Annotated in this window: 14 protein-coding genes and 1 riboswitch; of the genes, 6 read left to right on the top strand and 8 right to left on the bottom strand. The window is 72.8% G+C overall.

What is annotated here, in order from left to right; genetic code table 11:
- Positions 1-25: 25 nt before the first annotated feature.
- From ACOKGD_RS09555 to thiM, 3 genes are all read right to left on the bottom strand, one after another.
- Entirely contained in the window at positions 26-1498 is a 1473-nt protein-coding gene (locus ACOKGD_RS09555) for a bifunctional hydroxymethylpyrimidine kinase/phosphomethylpyrimidine kinase (protein ID WP_342334408.1), read from the bottom strand.
- Entirely contained in the window at positions 1495-2196 is a 702-nt protein-coding gene (gene thiE / locus ACOKGD_RS09560; protein WP_342334407.1) for a thiamine phosphate synthase, read from the bottom strand. The genes ACOKGD_RS09555 and thiE overlap by 4 nt, the downstream gene beginning before the upstream one ends.
- Positions 2193-3056, bottom strand: coding sequence for a hydroxyethylthiazole kinase (thiM, locus tag ACOKGD_RS09565; protein ID WP_342334406.1), 864 nt, complete (start codon positions 3054-3056; stop codon positions 2193-2195). The genes thiE and thiM overlap by 4 nt, the downstream gene beginning before the upstream one ends.
- Positions 3048-3145, bottom strand: a riboswitch (TPP riboswitch). Its footprint overlaps the gene before it by 9 nt.
- A gap of 151 nt (positions 3146-3296) precedes the next feature.
- Between thiM and ACOKGD_RS09570 the strand changes: the two genes are divergently transcribed.
- On the top strand, positions 3297-4076 hold the full coding sequence (locus ACOKGD_RS09570) for an IclR family transcriptional regulator (protein WP_342334405.1): 780 nt from the start codon (positions 3297-3299) through the stop codon (positions 4074-4076).
- Positions 4077-4144: 68 nt separating this feature from the next.
- Here the strand turns inward: ACOKGD_RS09570 and ACOKGD_RS09575 are convergent, their stop codons facing one another.
- The 5 genes from ACOKGD_RS09575 to ACOKGD_RS09595 form a co-directional block, all read right to left on the bottom strand.
- On the bottom strand, positions 4145-5068 hold the full coding sequence (locus tag ACOKGD_RS09575; RefSeq protein WP_342334404.1) for a hydroxymethylglutaryl-CoA lyase: 924 nt from the start codon (positions 5066-5068) through the stop codon (positions 4145-4147).
- Positions 5065-6282, bottom strand: a complete 1218-nt coding sequence (locus ACOKGD_RS09580; RefSeq protein ID WP_342334403.1) for a CaiB/BaiF CoA transferase family protein — start codon at positions 6280-6282, stop codon at positions 5065-5067. The genes ACOKGD_RS09575 and ACOKGD_RS09580 overlap by 4 nt, the downstream gene beginning before the upstream one ends.
- 9 nt (positions 6283-6291) lie before the next feature.
- Complete coding sequence (locus tag ACOKGD_RS09585; RefSeq protein WP_342334401.1) at positions 6292-7743, bottom strand: GntP family permease; 1452 nt, start codon at positions 7741-7743, stop codon at positions 6292-6294.
- 136 nt (positions 7744-7879) lie between these two features.
- Entirely contained in the window at positions 7880-8344 is a 465-nt protein-coding gene (locus ACOKGD_RS09590; RefSeq protein ID WP_342334400.1) for a MarR family winged helix-turn-helix transcriptional regulator, read from the bottom strand.
- A complete protein-coding gene (locus ACOKGD_RS09595; protein WP_342334399.1) occupies positions 8334-10673 on the bottom strand; it encodes an MFS transporter in 2340 nt (779 codons plus the stop codon). The genes ACOKGD_RS09590 and ACOKGD_RS09595 overlap by 11 nt, the downstream gene beginning before the upstream one ends.
- Positions 10674-10861: 188 nt before the next feature.
- Between ACOKGD_RS09595 and ACOKGD_RS09600 the strand changes: the two genes are divergently transcribed.
- The 5 genes from ACOKGD_RS09600 to ACOKGD_RS09620 all read left to right on the top strand — a co-directional run bounded on the left by ACOKGD_RS09600 (position 10862) and on the right by ACOKGD_RS09620 (position 16468).
- Entirely contained in the window at positions 10862-11509 is a 648-nt protein-coding gene (locus ACOKGD_RS09600; RefSeq protein ID WP_342335496.1) for an NUDIX hydrolase, read from the top strand.
- A gap of 94 nt (positions 11510-11603) precedes the next feature.
- Positions 11604-12935: a quinolinate synthase NadA gene (nadA, locus tag ACOKGD_RS09605; RefSeq protein ID WP_342334397.1), complete on the top strand. Its 1332-nt coding sequence runs from the start codon at positions 11604-11606 to the stop codon at positions 12933-12935.
- Entirely contained in the window at positions 12928-14481 is a 1554-nt protein-coding gene (gene nadB, locus ACOKGD_RS09610; protein ID WP_342334396.1) for an L-aspartate oxidase, read from the top strand. Before nadA ends, nadB begins: the two co-directional genes overlap by 8 nt.
- Positions 14481-15341, top strand: coding sequence for a carboxylating nicotinate-nucleotide diphosphorylase (gene nadC, locus ACOKGD_RS09615; protein ID WP_342334395.1), 861 nt, complete (start codon positions 14481-14483; stop codon positions 15339-15341). The genes nadB and nadC overlap by 1 nt, the downstream gene beginning before the upstream one ends.
- Positions 15341-16468, top strand: a complete 1128-nt coding sequence (locus ACOKGD_RS09620) for a cysteine desulfurase family protein (RefSeq protein WP_342334394.1) — start codon at positions 15341-15343, stop codon at positions 16466-16468. The genes nadC and ACOKGD_RS09620 overlap by 1 nt, the downstream gene beginning before the upstream one ends.
- The last annotated feature ends 8 nt before the right edge of the window (positions 16469-16476 follow it).

Consider the following 16476-nt stretch of genomic DNA (forward strand, 5'->3'; position numbering starts at 1 on the left):
TCGCGTGCGCCCGGTCCGGCGGCGCTCAGACGAGCGACCGCGCCTTCTGGCCGAAGAACGCGAGCTCGTGACGGCACGACTCCTCGAACGCCGCGCGCATGCGGCTGAGGCGGTCGTGGGGCGCCGTCCGCGCCGCTTGCTGGACCCAGGCGATCGCCTGCCGCGTCGACTCGGCGAACTCGGGCGAGCCGTACATCGTGAGCCAGTCGGCGTACGGGTGCTGCGGGTGGTTGGCCTTCGCGAGCTTCTCGCCGAGGTCCTGGTAGAGCCAGTAGCAGGGCAGCACCGCGGCGATCAGCGTGCCGTAGTCGCCCGTGCCGGCGGCGGCTGCCAGGTGCGAGAGGTAGGCGACGGTCTCGTCCGACGGCTCGGGCTCGCTGTCGGTGCCGGTCAGGACGGCGCCGCGTTCCTCGTGCATCGCCAGCTCGGACTCGAGGCAGGCGGCGGCGCCGCGTTGCCAGAACTCCCGCTCGACCGCGGTCGGGGCGAGCTCGGCCGCGCGACTGAGGCCCCGCGCGTAGCAGCGAAGGTACAGCGCGTCCTGCCCGAGGTAGTGCGCGAAGTCATCGCTCGGCAGGCTGCCGTCGGCGAGCTGGCGCACGAACCAGACGTCGTCGATCGCGGCGCGGAGGGGCTCTGTGCTCTCCCACCAGGCGGCGAGGTCCGCCCCCGCACCCGGGAACCCCCGTCCGTCCCACAGCGCATGGGCATGGTGCAGCGGCCCGTGTCCGCCCGGGCGGCCGACCTCCAGCTCGCCGGCCGCGGCGATGGCCTCCCGAAGCCAGGTGCGGGCGAGCCGCGTGGCGACCGCCCAGTCGCCGGTGCGGGCGTGGATGGTGGCGAGCGCCGACGAGAGCGAGCAGCCCGTCCCGTGTGTGCTCGTCGTCTCGATGCGGGATCCGAGGAACTGCGCCACCGCGCCGTCGGCGCCGATCAGCGCGTCGGGGGTCTCGTCGCCCGGCAGGTGTCCGCCCTTGACGAGCACGAGCACGTCGTGGCGCCGGGCCAGGCGCGCGGCCTGCTCTCGCGCGAACGGCCACGACTGCGCGACCGGCTCCCCGAGCAGCGCCGCCAGCTCGGGCAGGTTGGGTGTGACGACGTCGGCGCGTTCGATCAGGCGGCCGAGAGCCGCCACGGCGGAGTCGTCGATCAGGCGGTCGCCCGAGGAGGCGATCATCACGGGGTCGACCACGACCGCGGGGGCGACCGGCAGCGCGTCGAGCCAGTCGATCACCGTCTCGACGATCTCGGGTGTGGGGAGCATGCCGACCTTGACCGCGTGGATGTCGATGTCGTCCGAGAGCGTGTCGAGCTGCTGTCGCAGGAACGACGCGGGCGGGACATGCACCCCGGTCACGCCCTGCGTGCTCTGCGCGGTGAGCGCCGCGATGGCGGCCATGCCGTAACCGCCGCAGGCCATGATCGACTTCAGGTCGGCCTGGATGCCGGCCCCGCCCGAGGGGTCGGATCCGGCGATGGTGAGCACGTGGGGGATCATGCGGCGGCCCCGCTTCGCTGACGGATGGTGAGGGCGGCGTCCCATTCGGCGCGCAGCGCCATGGCCGCGGCCTCCGGATCCGGGGCGGAGCAGACGGCCCGCACGACCGCGAGCCCCGACGCTCCCGCGCGGAGAGCCTCCGCGGCGTCGCCGGTGCCGACACCGCCGATCGCGACGCAGGGCAGATCGGGCACCGTCCCGCGGAACGCGGCGAAGCCCTCCCAGGAGAGAGGCGTGGCGTGGTCCCTCTTCGTCGGAGTGGCGCGCACGGCCCCGACCCCGAGGTAGTCGACCGTCCCCGCGGGCAGAGCGCGCAGGGCCACGACCTCGTCGCCCCGGCTCGCGCTCAGGCCGACGATCGCGTCGCCGCCGAGCAGGGCCCGGACCCGGTCGACGGGCAGGTCGCTCTGGCCCACGTGCACCCCGTCGACGGCGACCCCGCGCAGCCGCGCCGCCAGCGCGACGTCGACCCGGTCGTTGACGAGCAGGAGTGCGCGCCCGTCGACGCGTGCCGCGCAGGCTTCGACGACCTGCAGCAGCTCGTTCGCGGCGAGGTCCTTGCCGCGCACCTGCACCACACGGCTGCCGCCCGCCACGGCCGCGGCGACGACGTCCGCGACGGATCGGCGATAGCCGGACCCGGTGATGGTCGCCACGTCGGCGACGAGATACGTCGAGAGATCGAGCGAGCGCGTCATCGTGCGGCCTCGAGCTCGGCGACGACGAGCTGCCTGGTCGACAGATCCCCGGGGGCCGTTGCGGCGAGCGCGTCGAGGAACCCGACGGCGAAGGTGCCGGGGCCGGGGTCCGCGGCGGCGGCCCGCTCGGACGCCTCGGCGTGCAGCAGGTGCGCGGCGACCGCGCCGTCCAGCGTCGGCAGCCCGAGGTCGTGCGCCGCGGCGACGAGGGCCGCGGTCGTGGCGCCCAGGGCGCAGCCGCCCCCGGTGACGCGGGTGAGCAGGGCGCTGCCGCCCGGCACACGCACCACCCGCTCGCCGTCGGTGAGCAGGTCGACCGCGCCCGAGACGGCCACGACCGCGCCGGTCTCGCGCGCGAGCGCCGCCGCGGCCGCGCCGGCGGCATCCACCTCATCGGCCGCGTCGACACCGCGGCCACCGGCCCCGGCACCCGCGAGCGCGAGGATCTCGGAGGCATTGCCCCGGATCGCGGCGGGGCGGTGCGCGAGCAGCTCGCGTGCGAACGCGGTGCGCACGGTCAGCGCGCCCACCCCGACGGGGTCGAGCACCCACGGCGTGCCCGCCTCGCCCGCGGCCGTCACGGCCTCGAGCATCGCGGCGCGCTGCTCGGCCTTCGGCGTGCCGAGGTTGACCAGCACCGCCGAGGCGAAGCGGGCGCACTCACCGGCCTCGACGGGGATGTCCACCATCACGGGCGCGGCGCCGGCCGCGAGAAGCGCGTTGGCGGTGAAGTTCACCACCACCGCGTTCGTCAGGCACTGCACAAGCGGTGCCGTCTCGCGCAGCCGGGCGAGGACCGGCCCCGCATCGATGGGCTCCGGATCGGATCCGGATCGGGTGTGTGCAGGCGCAGCGCTCATGGGCGACATCCCTCCGCTCGTGCTAACGAGATCAGGTGAAATACGGGTGTGATCTCAGTCCCGATGGCGGGACACCCCGTGTCACTGAGGCCGAGCCTATCGGCGTCGGAAGGGGTGTGACGCGCGGTTACGGGATGTCCCTCAGGGGGTAGTGAATCGATTCCCGGGCGCAGCGCGGAGGCGGATCCGCGTCCCGCGCGCCGGGGACCGCGGGGCCGCCGGAGGCGGCAGGATGGTGCCATGCCCGCCGGTCAGCCGCCCGTCCAGAACCTGCTTGTGCTCACCAAGATCACGGCGATCCTGGACGCCTTCACCCTGGCCGACCCGGAGCTGCCGCTGTCGGAGATCCGGACGCGCACGGGGCTGCCGCAGTCGACGGCCCAGCGCCTGGTCGCGAACCTCGTGGAGCAGGGCTTCCTCGACCGCACGCGCGGCGGCTACCGGATCGGCGTGCGCATGCTGCACTGGGCGGCTCCCGCCATGCAGGGCCTCGAGGCGGTCGACATCATCCGGCCGGTGCTCGACGAGATGCGCGACACCCTCGGCGAGACGGCGGCCGTGTTCCGCGAGTCGCAAGGGCACCGCGTCTGCATCGCGCTGGCCGAGACGCGACAGGTGCTGCGCCGCGCCATCCGCGTGGGGCAGATCCTGCCCCTGCACGCGGGATCCGCCGGGCGCGTCATCCTCGCCTGGACGCCCGACCGGCTCGCCGAGATCCTGCAGCGCGACCTCGAGTCGTTCACCGACGAGACAATCGTCGAGCGCGACCAGCTCGCCGCCGTGGTCAAGGAGACGGCGGTGCAGGGCTACGCGGTCACGACCGGCGAGCGCCAGACCGGCGCGAGCGGCCTCTCGGCCCCGATCTTCACCGCGCAGGGCGAGCTCTTCGGCGCCCTCACGGTGATGGGCCCGACCTCCCGCATGCCGGAGGAGACCTGCCGCGAATGGGCACCGTACGTGCTCGAGCGCGCCGAGCAGCTCACCCGCACCCTCGGCGGCCGCCACCCCGACGAGCGCTGACGAGCTCCGACGCCCGACGGGCGCGCACCTGCCCCGTGGGTCGGCGCCGGCGGGTCAGCGAGACAGGATCAGCGGGGCAGGATCCACTCGAACGCGCGCGCCTCGGAGTGTGCCCCGGCCGCGGCGCGCGAGGTGCTGCGCTCCCCCAGCTCGGCGGTGACGCGATCCCCCATCCGCACCAGCTCACCGAACGCGTCGGGGGTGAGCCACGAGGGCTTCAGGGCGAACAGCAGATCCTCGGTCGAGGTGTTGCCGGCCGCGCCGGGGGCGAACGGGCAGCCGCCGAGGCCACCGAGCGCGCCGTCGATCACGCTCGCGCCCGCCTCGACGGCCGCGAGCGCGTTGGCCACCCCCATCCCCCACGTGTCGTGCCCGTGGAAGACGACGTCGTGTCCCGGCCGGGCGCGTGCCGCCTCCCCCACCAGGTGCGCGACCTGGCGCGGATCCGCCTGCCCGAGCGTGTCGCAGATGACCGTGTCGCTGCATCGCTCGGCACGCGGATCGCGCACCAGCGCGAGGGTGCGCTCGGGGTCGACCGGGCCCTCGAACGGGCAGGTGAACGATGTCGCCAGGCACAGCTGCAGCTCGGCCCCAGCCGCCTCGGCGATGTCCAGGGCGAGCGGCAGCGCGGCCATCGAGTCCTCGGTCGAGCGCCCGATGTTGGCGCGGTTGTGGGCGTCCGAGACCGACAGGCAGTACTGCATGCGGGTGACGCCCGCCGCGACCGCGCGCTCGACGTTGCGCGGCGTCGCCACCCACACCCAGCAGTGAGCGAGCTCCTCCGGCGTGAGCGCCGCGACGACCTCGAGGGTGTTCGCGAGGGGCGGCACGAGATCCGGGCGCGCCATCGATCCGATCTCGATGTCGGTGACCCCGAGGGCGAGCAGCTCGCGCACGAGCCGCACCTTCTCGTCTGTCGGCATCAGACCGCCGGTGAGCTGGAGGCCGTCGCGCAGGGTCACGTCGCGCAGGCGGACATCGGGGATGTTCATGAGCGGGCCTCTCGGGTGGCGGGAAGGCCGAGCTCGGCCAGGACCTCGTCGGTGTGCTCCCCCAGGTCGGGGCCGAGCGAGCGGATCGGGGTCGAGACGCCGTCGATCACGGGGGTGATGCCCGGAAAGACCACCTCGGGGATCGTCTCCTCTCCCGTCGAGACGTCGAAGCGCTGCAGCATGTTGCGCGCCGCCAGCTGCTCGTCGGCGACCAGGTCCTCGGCGGTGTAGATCGGGCCGGCGGGGACGCCCGCCGCGTCCATGGCGGCGAGCACCTCAGCGGGCGTGCGCTCGGCGCACCAGGCCGCGATCGCCTCGTCGAGCTCGTCGCGGCGCTCCCATCGCGCCGCGTTGGACTGCAGCTGCGGGTCGGCTCCCAGATCGGGGCGCCCGATGGCGTCCATGTAGCGCCGGTAGATCCCGTCGCCGTTGCCGGCGATCACGACCGACCGCCCGTCGCGGCACACGTACGCGTTCGAGGGCGCGATGCCCTGCATGCGCCCACCCGTGCGGGTGCGGCGGTCGCCGAACGCCGAGTAGTCGGGGATCAGCGACTCCATCACCGACAGCATCGCCTCGTTGAGCGCCACATCGACGGTGCGGGCGGCGAGGGGCGCCGTCTCGGCGGCGGCGCGCCGGCGCTCGCGATCGAAGAGCATCATGCACGCGCCGAACGCGGCCTGCATGCCGGCGATCGAGTCGCCGATCGACACCCCGACCCGCACCGGCGGGCGATCCGGATCGCCCACGAGCTCGCGGAAGCCGCCGTAGGCCTCGGCGACGGCGGCGAACCCGGGTCGCTCGGACATCGGGCCGGTCTGCCCGAACGCCGAGATGCGCACGAGGATCACGTCGGGGTTCGCCGCCTCCAGCGCCTCGGGGCCCAGCCCCCACTTCTCGAGCGTGCCGGGGCGGAAGTTCTCGAGCACGATGTCCGAGCGGCGCACCAGCTCGAGCACGGCGGCGCGGCCCTCCTCGGCGCGGAGATCGAGCACCACCGACTTCTTGTTGCGGTTGATCGTGCGGTACAGCATCGAGGTCGTGCCGCGGTGCAGCCGCCAGTTGCGCAGCTCGTCGCCGGTGCCCGGGCGCTCGATCTTGATGACCTCGGCACCGAAGTCGGCCAGCATACGACCGGCCGTGGGCGCCGCGATGTAGTTGCCGAGCTCGAGCACGCGGACGCCGTCGAGGGGCAGTCGTTCGCGGTGTTCCATGGGTGTCTCCTAGAGGAAGATGCTGAGGATCAGCGTGAATCCGAGCGCCACGACGCTCGCCAGCGAGACGCCGACGGTCGTCGACTTGAGGGCGCCGCGCGTCGTCTGCCCCAGCATCGACTGCAGCAGCCAGAACGTGTTGGAGGTGACGTGGATGAGGAAGAGCGCGCCGGATCCCGCGGCGAGCGCGATCAGCACGGGGTTCAGGCCGATCTCGCCGGCGATGGGCGCGAGGATGCCTGCGGCCGTGATCGCGGACATCGTCACCGAGCCGACCGCGACATGCAGGATCGCCGCGACGGCCCAGACGACCAGCAGCGGCACCACGCTCGAGGCCGAGAAGTACTTCGCCAGCAGCTCGCCCATCCCGGCGGTCGAGATGACGGCGGCGAGCGAGCCGCCGGCTCCCGTGAGCAGCAGGATCTGGCCCGACTCGCGGAAGCCGGTGCCCATCGCCTTCTCGACCCGCTCGCGCCCGATCGTGTAGGTCGCGACGATCGTTGTGCCGAGCAGGCCGATCAGCAGGGCGACCAGCGGCGACGAGATGAGCTGCAGGACGGGGATCTCCACCCCCGCCATCGTGACGAACGCGCCGCCGCCGATGAGCACGAGCGAGACGAGCATGGGGCCGAAGGCCAGCAGCAGCGGCACCTCGCCCTGAGCGCGCACCGCGACGGCGGTCTGCTGGATGACGCCCGTGGTGGTGAGCGTCGGCTCCGCGCCGCCGCGGTCAGCGGCACCCCTCCCGCGGTCGAGGTCGCCGGCGGGTGCGCCGTGCTGCAGTTCGTCGGGGATGCCGTCGGCGTCGAGGTCGCGGGGCTGCTCGTCCTTCGCCGGGTTCCAGAACCCCCGGTCGATGAAGAAGTTCATGATCGTGATCGACACCACAATCGTGGGCACCACCACCAGCAGACCGCAGACGAGCATCACGCCGAGGGGCACGTCGAGCTGGCCCGCGAGGGCGACGGCGGCGAAGCCCGGCACCATCAGCACGATGCCGCACTCGAGGCTGATCGCCATCGCCGTGGCGATCTTGCCGAGGCCGTTCCGACCGAGGCTCGGGGCGATCCGGCGCGCGAGGGGCGCGCTCATCACGAGCATGACGTCGAGGAAGATCGCCTGCAGCGCCGTGCCGAGCGCGAGGCCGAGGGCGTACGGGACGCCCTTCTTGCCGAACACCTTCATCAGCGTGCCGACCAGGCGCGGGATGGCGCCCATCTCGTTGAGGATCGCGCCCATGAGCACACCCCATCCGATGATGAGGCCGACCTCGTACATGATGTCGCCGAACCCGTGCGTGGTCGTGTCGACGGTGTCGGTGACGCCGAGCCCGGAGAGCAGGCCCAGCCCGATCGCGCCGAGGATCAGGGCGACGACGGGGTTCACCTTGAATCTGAGGATCAGGACGACGATCGCGACGATCACGGCACCCGTGATGGTCAGTGTCTGCCAGTCAGCCACGGCTCTCCTCCTTGAGAGTCAGGAATGTTCGCATCGTGAGACTAGACCCACAATGCAGATGCACACAATCGGCCCTCCCGCACGCACGCAGAAGGCCCCTCACGAGGTGAGGGGCCTTCTGTGATGCGGATCCGGGTCAGTCGATGCGGTGCAGTGCGCTCTCGGCGAGGCGCCCGAGCAGCTCGGTGAGCTTCTCGACGTCCGCCTTGTCCCACTCGCCGAACACGGCCCGATACTGCGCGCGGGAGGCGCGCTTCATCGCCGAGAAGCGCGCGAGCGCCTCGGGCGTGGCCGTGACCTCGAACACGCGGGCGTCGCCCTCGCTGCGCGCGAGGGTCACGAGCCCCCACTCCCGCAGGTCGCGCAGCTGACGCGAGACGACGGACTTGTCCATCTGCGTCTGCGCGACGATCTCGGACACCGTGAGGACCCTGCGGCCCTCACGGTGCGCGACGATCACGGGCCGCAGCACGCTCCAGCCCGCGGGCCGGAGATCCGGATGGACCGTCGAGGCGACCGACAGCATCCGCCCCTTGATCACCGGGCCGAGGGCCGCCAGGACGCTCTCGAGGGCGTCGATGGACGAGGACTCAGCTGTCATGCTCCGACTCCGGCAGACCGGACAGCGCACCCAGCGCGTCGTCGTGACGACGACGGGCGGCCTCGAGGACCTCGCGGGCGTGGTCGGCCTGCTGACGAAGGGCGTCCTGCGTGCGACGGTCGTACTCGGCGAGCTGTGCGCCCGCCGCGGCGACCTGTCCCTCGACCTCGGCGAACGCGATGCGCGCCCGCTCCAGGGCCTCCTGCGCGTCGGTGACGACCAGGCGGGCCGCAGCGGCCGTCTGCTCGAGCGACGCCGCGTCGGCGGGCTCCGACGCGGTGAGGATGTCCTCGTCGGGGTCATCGGCCTCGAGCACGGCGACGGAGCCCGAGGGAGCCGCCGTCTGCGTGCCGGTGTCGGTCGCCGGGCGGGGCGCCGAGCGACGCGAACGACGCGCCCCGGGCAGCTCGTCCTCGGGGAGGACGATCGCGCCGGACTCGACGAGCTCGCGGAAGCCCGCGCCGCCCTTCTCGGCCGGCTCGAGGGCCGAGAGCTCGGCACCCAGCTCCTCTTCGATCTGCTGGGCCGCGGTCTTGCGCGACAGCGGCTTGTTCGGCAGGAAGATCGTGCACACCAGGGTGACGATCGCCAGCGGCACAACGAGGAAGAACAGGTTGGCGATCGAGTCGCCGTAGCCGCTCTCGACGACGGTGCGCACCGGCTCGCAGAGGGCGGCGACGTCGGGCAGGTTGCCGGAGGTCATCTGCTCGAGGCTGTCGGCGCAGTCCGGGTTCTGGGCCAGCAGCTCCGGGATGCCGAGCGACGGGTCGATCTTCGCGACGAGCTCCTCGAGCCCGGTCTTGATCTTGTCGCCCACCTGCGTGCCGAGGATCGATCCGAGGACGGTCACGCCCACGGTGCCGCCCAGGCTGCGGAAGAACGCGATCGCGCCCGAGCCCGCACCGAGCATGGACGGCGGGAGCGAGTTCTGCACCACGAGCACGAGGTTCTGCATCAGCACACCGGATCCGAGGCCGAGCAGGAACATGTAGCTCCACACGGCGCCCATCGGGGTGTCGTAGTGCAGGGTCGACATGCCGATCAGGCCGCCGGTGAGGATCACGGCGCCCGCGATGACGTAGCCCTTCCACTTGCCGGTGCGCGAGATCAGCTGGCCGACGACGATGGATCCGGCCATCGAGCCGATGACCATCGGGATGGTCGCGAGCCCCGCGTCGGTGGGCGTGAACCCGCGGGCGTACTGGAGGTACTGGGCGAGGAACACCGAGGTGCCGAACATCGTGACGCCGACCGCGACCGAGGCGATCGACGACAGCGCGAAGGTGCCCTGGCGGAACAGGCGCAGCGGGATGATCGGCTCGGCGACGACGAACTGCGTCACGATCGCGCCGATCGTGAACAGGACGCCGACCGCGGCCATGGTGATGCTGGCCTCGGAATCCCACTCGAAGCCGCCCGCGGCGGGCTTGCCGCCCAGGCTGATCCACACCAGGATCAGCGAGATGCCGGCGACGATGAACGCGGCGCCCACCAGGTCGAGCTTGACGGGGCGGGGCTGGCCGGGGGCCGAGGGCTCGACGGCCTTGGCGCGGAACTCGGTGACGATCGCGGCCGCGGCGAGGAAGACGCCGGCGCCGGCGAGCACGAAGCTCATGGCCGAGTTCCACTCGAAGCCGCCCTCGTCGGGCTTGCCGCCGAACATGATCCAGATCATGAGGACGCCGATCGAGGCGACCACGAAGCCGATGCCCATGAAGTCGACCCGGACGGGGCGGGTGACGTTCGAGACCTTCAGGGTGGCCTGCATCATGATGAACGCGACGACGGCGATCGGGACGCCGACGAAGAAGCACCACTCCCAGCCCCACGAGTCGGCGATGACGCCGCCGAGGAGCGGGCCGGCGATCTGGCCGACGGCCATGACCGCGCCCATGATGCCCATGTACTTGCCGCGCTCACGCGGGGCGATGATGTCGGCGATGACGACCTGACCGAGGGCCATCAGGCCACCCGTGCCGATCGCCTGGACGAAGCGCCAGCTGATCAGCCACGTGGCGCCGCCCTCGTGCGAGTCGCCGCCGATCTGGCCGGCGAAGCCCGCCGCGACGGTCGCGAGCACGAAGATCACCAGTGCGATCTGCAGCAGCAGCTTGCGGTTGAAGATGTCCGAGAGCTTGCCCCAGATCGGGGTGGTCACGGTCATGGTGAGGAACGCGGCGACCAGCACCCACGTGTACTCGGTGTTGGTGCCGTTGAGGTCGGCCATGATCTTCGGCATCGGCGTGGCGACGACCGTGGACGAGATGAGCACAACGAACATCGCGGCCATAAGACCGGAGATCGCCTGAATGACCTGCGCCGGGCGCATGACGGGATGGGACCCAGTATCCGTATCTGGGCGCGCGGAATCGGTTGACATACATCAACCATGACACAGATAGTTGACTATGGTCAATTTCTCGACGCCGCCGGTACCCTGCCCCCGGACCGTCGCGAAGTAGTCTCGAGGGCGTGACCGAGCCGCGCACCCGCCCCGCCGACGCGATCCGCGTCGCCGTGTCCACGGTGATCTTCTCGCTGCGGCCGGAACCCGACGCGCACCGCCTGATGATCCCGCTCGTCCGGCGCACGCGCGCGCCGTTCGAGGGCCAGTGGGCCCTCCCCGGCGGCTGGCTGGACATCGCCGAGGGGCTGCACGACGCGGCAGCCCGCACGCTCGCCGAGACCACCGCACTCGCGCCCAGCTACCTCGAGCAGCTGTACTCGTTCGGCGACGTCGACCGATCCCCCACCCGCGTGATCTCGGTCGTGTACTGGGCGCTGCTGCGATCCGATCTCGTCGACGCGCAGCGCGCGGTCGCGGGCGCGCCGGAGAACGTCGAGTGGTTCGACGTCGATGCGCTGCCCGAGCTCGCCTTCGACCACAACCGGATCGCCGAGTACGCGCTGTGGCGCCTGCGCAACAAGGTCGGGTACAGCCGCATCGCCGCGGGCCTCCTTCCGGACGACTTCACCCTCACCGAGCTGCGCGAGGTGTACGAGTCGGTGCTGGGCCGCCGACTGGATCCGTCGAACTTCCGCCGCCTGCTCGAGGGCTCCGAGGCCCTGGTGCCCACCGAGGCGTTCCGCACGGGCAAGCACCGCCCCGCGCGCCTGTACCGGTACAACGCCGAGGCCGAGGAGCCGATCGGCCCCGCCGAGTAGTTCTGGTCACCCTGACACGAATTGCCCTTCTGGTCATCCCGACCTAATCTGATCGCGACACAGCCCGTGTCGTCGCGACCAGAAGAGGTGGCCGATGCCCGCTCTGAACCTGCTGAGCAGCCGTCCGATCGATCCGTCCGTCGATCACGAGATCCAGGCGATCGTCGCCGGCGACGCCGCGGGCAGCACCTGCTCCACGGATCTCGCGGCGACGCCGTGGACCTTCGATGCCGCGCCCGGCTATGGCCCCGGAGCCTCGATGGGCGACGTCATCCCCACCGGCTCTCCCCTGCAGGGCGACCTCCCCGCGGCGTACCGCGAGGCGCCGGAGAGCGAGCTGCACGCCCGCATCGCGGCCGCGAAGGCGACGCTCGGCGACCGGGTGGTGATCCTCGGGCACTTCTACCAGCGGGACGAGGTGGTGCGGCACGCCGACTACGTGGGCGACTCGTTCCAGCTCGCCAAGGCCGCGCAGGCGCTTCCGGCCGCCGAGGCCATCGTGTTCTGCGGTGTCCACTTCATGGCCGAGACCGCCGACCTGCTCTCCACGCCCGAGCAGGCGGTGATCCTGCCGAACCTCGCGGCGGGATGCTCGATGGCCGACATGGCCGACATCGACCAGGTCGAGGAGTGCTGGGAGCAGCTGGAGGAGCTCTACGGACCGCTCGATGTCGCGGACGAGGACGGGCTTGTGCCGGTCGTCCCCGTGACGTACATGAACTCGTCCGCCGCGATCAAGGGATTCGTCGGGCGCAACGGCGGCATCGTCTGCACGTCCTCGAACGCGCGCACGGTGCTGGAGTGGGCGTTCGCCCGGGGGCGGCGGGTGCTGTTCTTCCCCGACCAGCACCTCGGCCGCAACACCGCCAAGGCCATGGGTGTGCCGCCCGAGCGGATGCCGATGTGGAACCCGCACCGGCCCCTCGGCGGCGCGACGGCCGCCGAGCTCGCCGACGCCCGCGTGATCCTCTGGCACGGGTTCTGCTCGGTGCACCGCCGCTTCACGGTCGACCAGATCGAGCGGGCACGCGCCGAGCACCCCGGCGTGAGGGTGATCGTCCACCCCGAGTGCCCGATGCCCGTCGCCGACGCGGCCGACGAGGCGGGCTCGACCGACGTGATCCGGCGCGCGATCGAGGAGGCCACCGAGCCCACCACCTTCGCCATCGGCACCGAGATCAACCTCGTCCAGCGCCTGGCCGCCCAGCACCCGCAGCACCGCATCTTCTGTCTGGACCCGGTGGTCTGCCCCTGCTCGACCATGTACCGGATCCACCCCGGCTACCTCGCCTGGGTGCTCGAGGAGCTCGTCGCGGGGCGCGTCGTGAACCGGATCACGGTGCCCTCGGACGTGGCCGATCCCGCCCGGGTCGCCCTCGACCGCATGCTGGCGTGCGTCCCCCAGGCCCCCGCGCGACGTGGCTGACGCGACGCACGCGCTGGTGGTCGGCAGCGGGATCGCCGGCCTCACCTTCGCCCTGCACGCGGTGCGCCGCGGCGTGCGGGTGACGCTCGTGACCAAGGGCTGCGCCGCCTACGGCGCGACCCGCCACGCCCAGGGCGGCATCGCCGGGGTGCTCTTCGCCGAGGACCGCATCGAGGACCACCTCGCCGACACACTGACCGCGGGCGCTGGCCTCTGCGACGAGGATGCCGCGCGCGTGCTCGTGACGGAGGGGCCGGATCGGATCCGCGAGCTCATCGAGGCGGGTGTCGAATTCGATCGCGACGCGAGCGGCCGGCTCGCACAGGGGCTCGAGGCCGCGCACTCCTTTCCGCGCATCGTCCACGCCGGGGGCGATGCCACGGGGCTCGCCATCGAGACGGCGCTGCTGCGCGCGGCCCGGGAGGCGGGCGTCCGGGTCGTCGAGCACGCCGTGCTCGATGAGCTGGTGATCACGGCGGGGCGCGTCGGGGGCGCTCGGGTGCTCGCCGAGGGGCGCGCCGCCGTACTGTCGGCCGATGCCGTGGTGCTCGCCACCGGCGGCGCCGGCCAGCTCTACGCGCGCACCACCAATCCGGCCGTCGCGACCGGCGACGGCATCGCCGCCGCCCTGCGGGCCGGAGCGCGGGTCGAGGATCTCGAGTTCGTGCAGTTCCACCCCACCGTGCTGGCCGTGGGCGAGCCGTTCCTCGTGTCCGAGGCGGTGCGCGGCGAGGGCGCCGCACTGATCGACGACGACGGCCACCGCTTCGCCTTCGACGCGCACCCGGACGGCGAGCTCGCCCCGCGCGATGTCGTCGCCCGCGCCTGCGCCGCACGGATCGCGGCAGGCCACACCGTGCGCCTCGACGCCACGATGATCCCCGACCTGGCGCGGCGGTTCCCGTCGGTCGATGCCGCCGTGCGCGAGCGCGGTCTCGACTGGGCGCGCGAGGCGATCCCCGTCACCCCAGCCGCGCACTTCCTGATGGGCGGGGTCGCCACCGACCTCGACGGGCGCACGACGCTTCCCGGGCTGTACGCGATCGGCGAGACCGCGCGCACCGGGGTGCACGGCGCCAACCGGCTCGCCTCGAACTCGCTGCTGGAGGGCGCCGTGTTCGCGGCCCGCGCCGCGGCCGCGGTCGCGATCGGCGGTCGTGCCCGCCGCCGGGGCGCCCCGCGTGCGTGGCCCGGCCCCGCGGCCTCGCCCGCACCGGCGTCGCCGGCCTCCGCACCCGTCACCGGGTCGTCGCCCGCGCCCGCGTTCACCCGCCGCGCCCTGCAGCACCTGATGTGGGAGCACGCCGGCCTCAGCCGCGACGCCGACGGGCTGGCATCCGCGGCGCGGACGATCGCCGCCTGGCGGGGGGCGTGCGCCGATCCGGTCTCCGTCTCCGTCTCCGAACACGAGGACGCGAACCTGCTGATCGTCGCTCAGGAGGTCGTTCGCGCGGCTCTTGCGCGCACCGACTCTGTCGGGGCCCACTGGCGCGCAGACGCGGTGCCCGCCCTCACCTCCGACCTCGTCACGGCAGGAGCCCTCTGATGCTGACCCCCCGGATCATCGACCGCGCCGTCGGCGCCGCCCTCGATGAGGACGCCCCGTGGGGCGATCTGACCGCCGAGGCCTTCCTGCCCGTCGACGCGATCGCGCGGGCCGAGCTCGTCGCGCGCGAGCCCGGCGTCTTCAGCGGCGGCGAGGTGTTCGCCGCCGCCTTCCGGCTCACCGATCCGTCGGTGAGCGTCTCGATGCGGATCGCCGATGGCGACGCGTTCGCCGCCGGATCCGCGATCGCCGCCGCCACCGGGCCCGCCCGTGCCGTGCTCACCGCCGAGCGGGTCGGCCTGAACTTCGTGCAGCGGATGTCGGGCGTCGCGACGCTCACCGCCCGCTACGTCGCCGAGGTGGCGCACACGGATGCGCGGATCGTCGACACCCGCAAGACCACCCCCGGGCTGCGCGCCTTCGAGCGGCACGCGGTGCGCTCGGGCGGCGGGTTCAACCACCGGTTCTCGCTGTCGGACGCCGTGATGGCGAAGGACAACCACCTCGCGGTGCTCACCGCGGGAACCGAAGACGAGGCAGCCCTGACGGCGGCGCTGCGCGCGGGCATCGCGCGGCTGTCCCACACCGCACACGTCGAGATCGAGGTCGACCGCCTGTCACAGATCCCGCCGGTGCTGGCCGCCGGAGCGCACACGATCATGCTCGACAACTTCTCGCTCGAGGATCTGCGCGCGGGCGTCGAGCTGATCGCCGGGCGGGCGGTGGTGGAGGCCTCGGGTGGGGTGACCCTCGAGACCGTGCGGGCGATCGCCGAGACCGGCGTCGACGTCATCTCGGTCGGCGCCCTGACCCACTCGGCGCCGTCGCTCGACCTGGGGCTCGACGTGACGGTGGCCTGATGCTCTATCTCGACAACGCCGCCACCACACCCGTGCGCCGCGAAGTGCTCGACGCGATGACGCCGTACCTCACGCAGGAGTTCGGCAACCCCTCGAGCCACCACACGTACGGCGAGCGGGCCGCGGCGGCGCTCGAGGACGCCCGCGCCCGGGTGGCGGCCGTCGTCGGCATGCGCCGGGGCGACGTGATCTTCACGTCCGGCGGGACCGAGGCGAACAACCTGGCGCTGAAGGGCATCGCCGTCGCGGCCGCCCTCGACCGGGGCGCACGACACCTGGTCACCTCGCCCCTGGAGCACTCGTCCGTGCGCGAGGCGGCTAGCCACCTCGAACGGGTCCACGGCTTCGCGGTGACCTGGGTGCCCGTGTCGCCCACCGGCGTTGTGTCGCCGGATTCGGTCGCGCGGGCGGTGCGGGACGACACGGCCCTGGTGTCGATCGCGTACGCGAACAACGAGATCGGCACGGTGCAGGACGTGCCCGCGCTGCGCGCGGCGGCCGGCGGTGTGCCCTTCCACACCGACGCGGTGCAGGCGGCCGGTTGGCTTCCGCTGGCGGGGCTCGGCGTCGACGCGCTGTCGCTCTCGGGGCACAAGGTCGGCGCGCCGAAGGGCACCGGCGCCCTGGTCGTCCGCGGTCGTGTGCCGCTCGAGCCGCTGCTGCACGGAGGCGGGCAGGAGCGCGGCCGCCGCAGCGGCACCGAGTCGGTCGCCGGCGCGGTCGCGCTCGCCACGGCGCTCGAGCTGGCGGCCGCGGCGCAGGCGACGAACGCCCGTCGCGTCGCCGCGCTGCGCGATGAGCTCGTGGCGCGGGTGCGGGCACTCGTCCCGTCCGCGCGCCTGACCGGCGATCCGGTGCGACGTCTCCCGGGCACGGCGTCCTTCACGTTCGCGGGCGTCAACGGCGAGGCCGTGCTGCTCGAGCTCGAGCGGCGGGGTGTGATCTCCTCCAGCGGATCGGCGTGCGCGGCCGGGAGCACCGAGCCGTCTCCGGTGCTGCTCGCGCTGGGCATCGATCCGGACATCGCCCGCACCGCCCTCCGCGTCACCCTCGCCCATGAGCACACCGGCGGGCTCGCCGCCGTCGCCGACGCGATCGCGGCGTCGGTGGCGGCCGTGCGCGGCTGACGGTCGCC

It is taken from the genome of Microbacterium phosphatis (assembly GCF_049177115.1).
In the GTDB taxonomy this organism is placed as follows: domain Bacteria; phylum Actinomycetota; class Actinomycetes; order Actinomycetales; family Microbacteriaceae; genus Microbacterium; species Microbacterium phosphatis.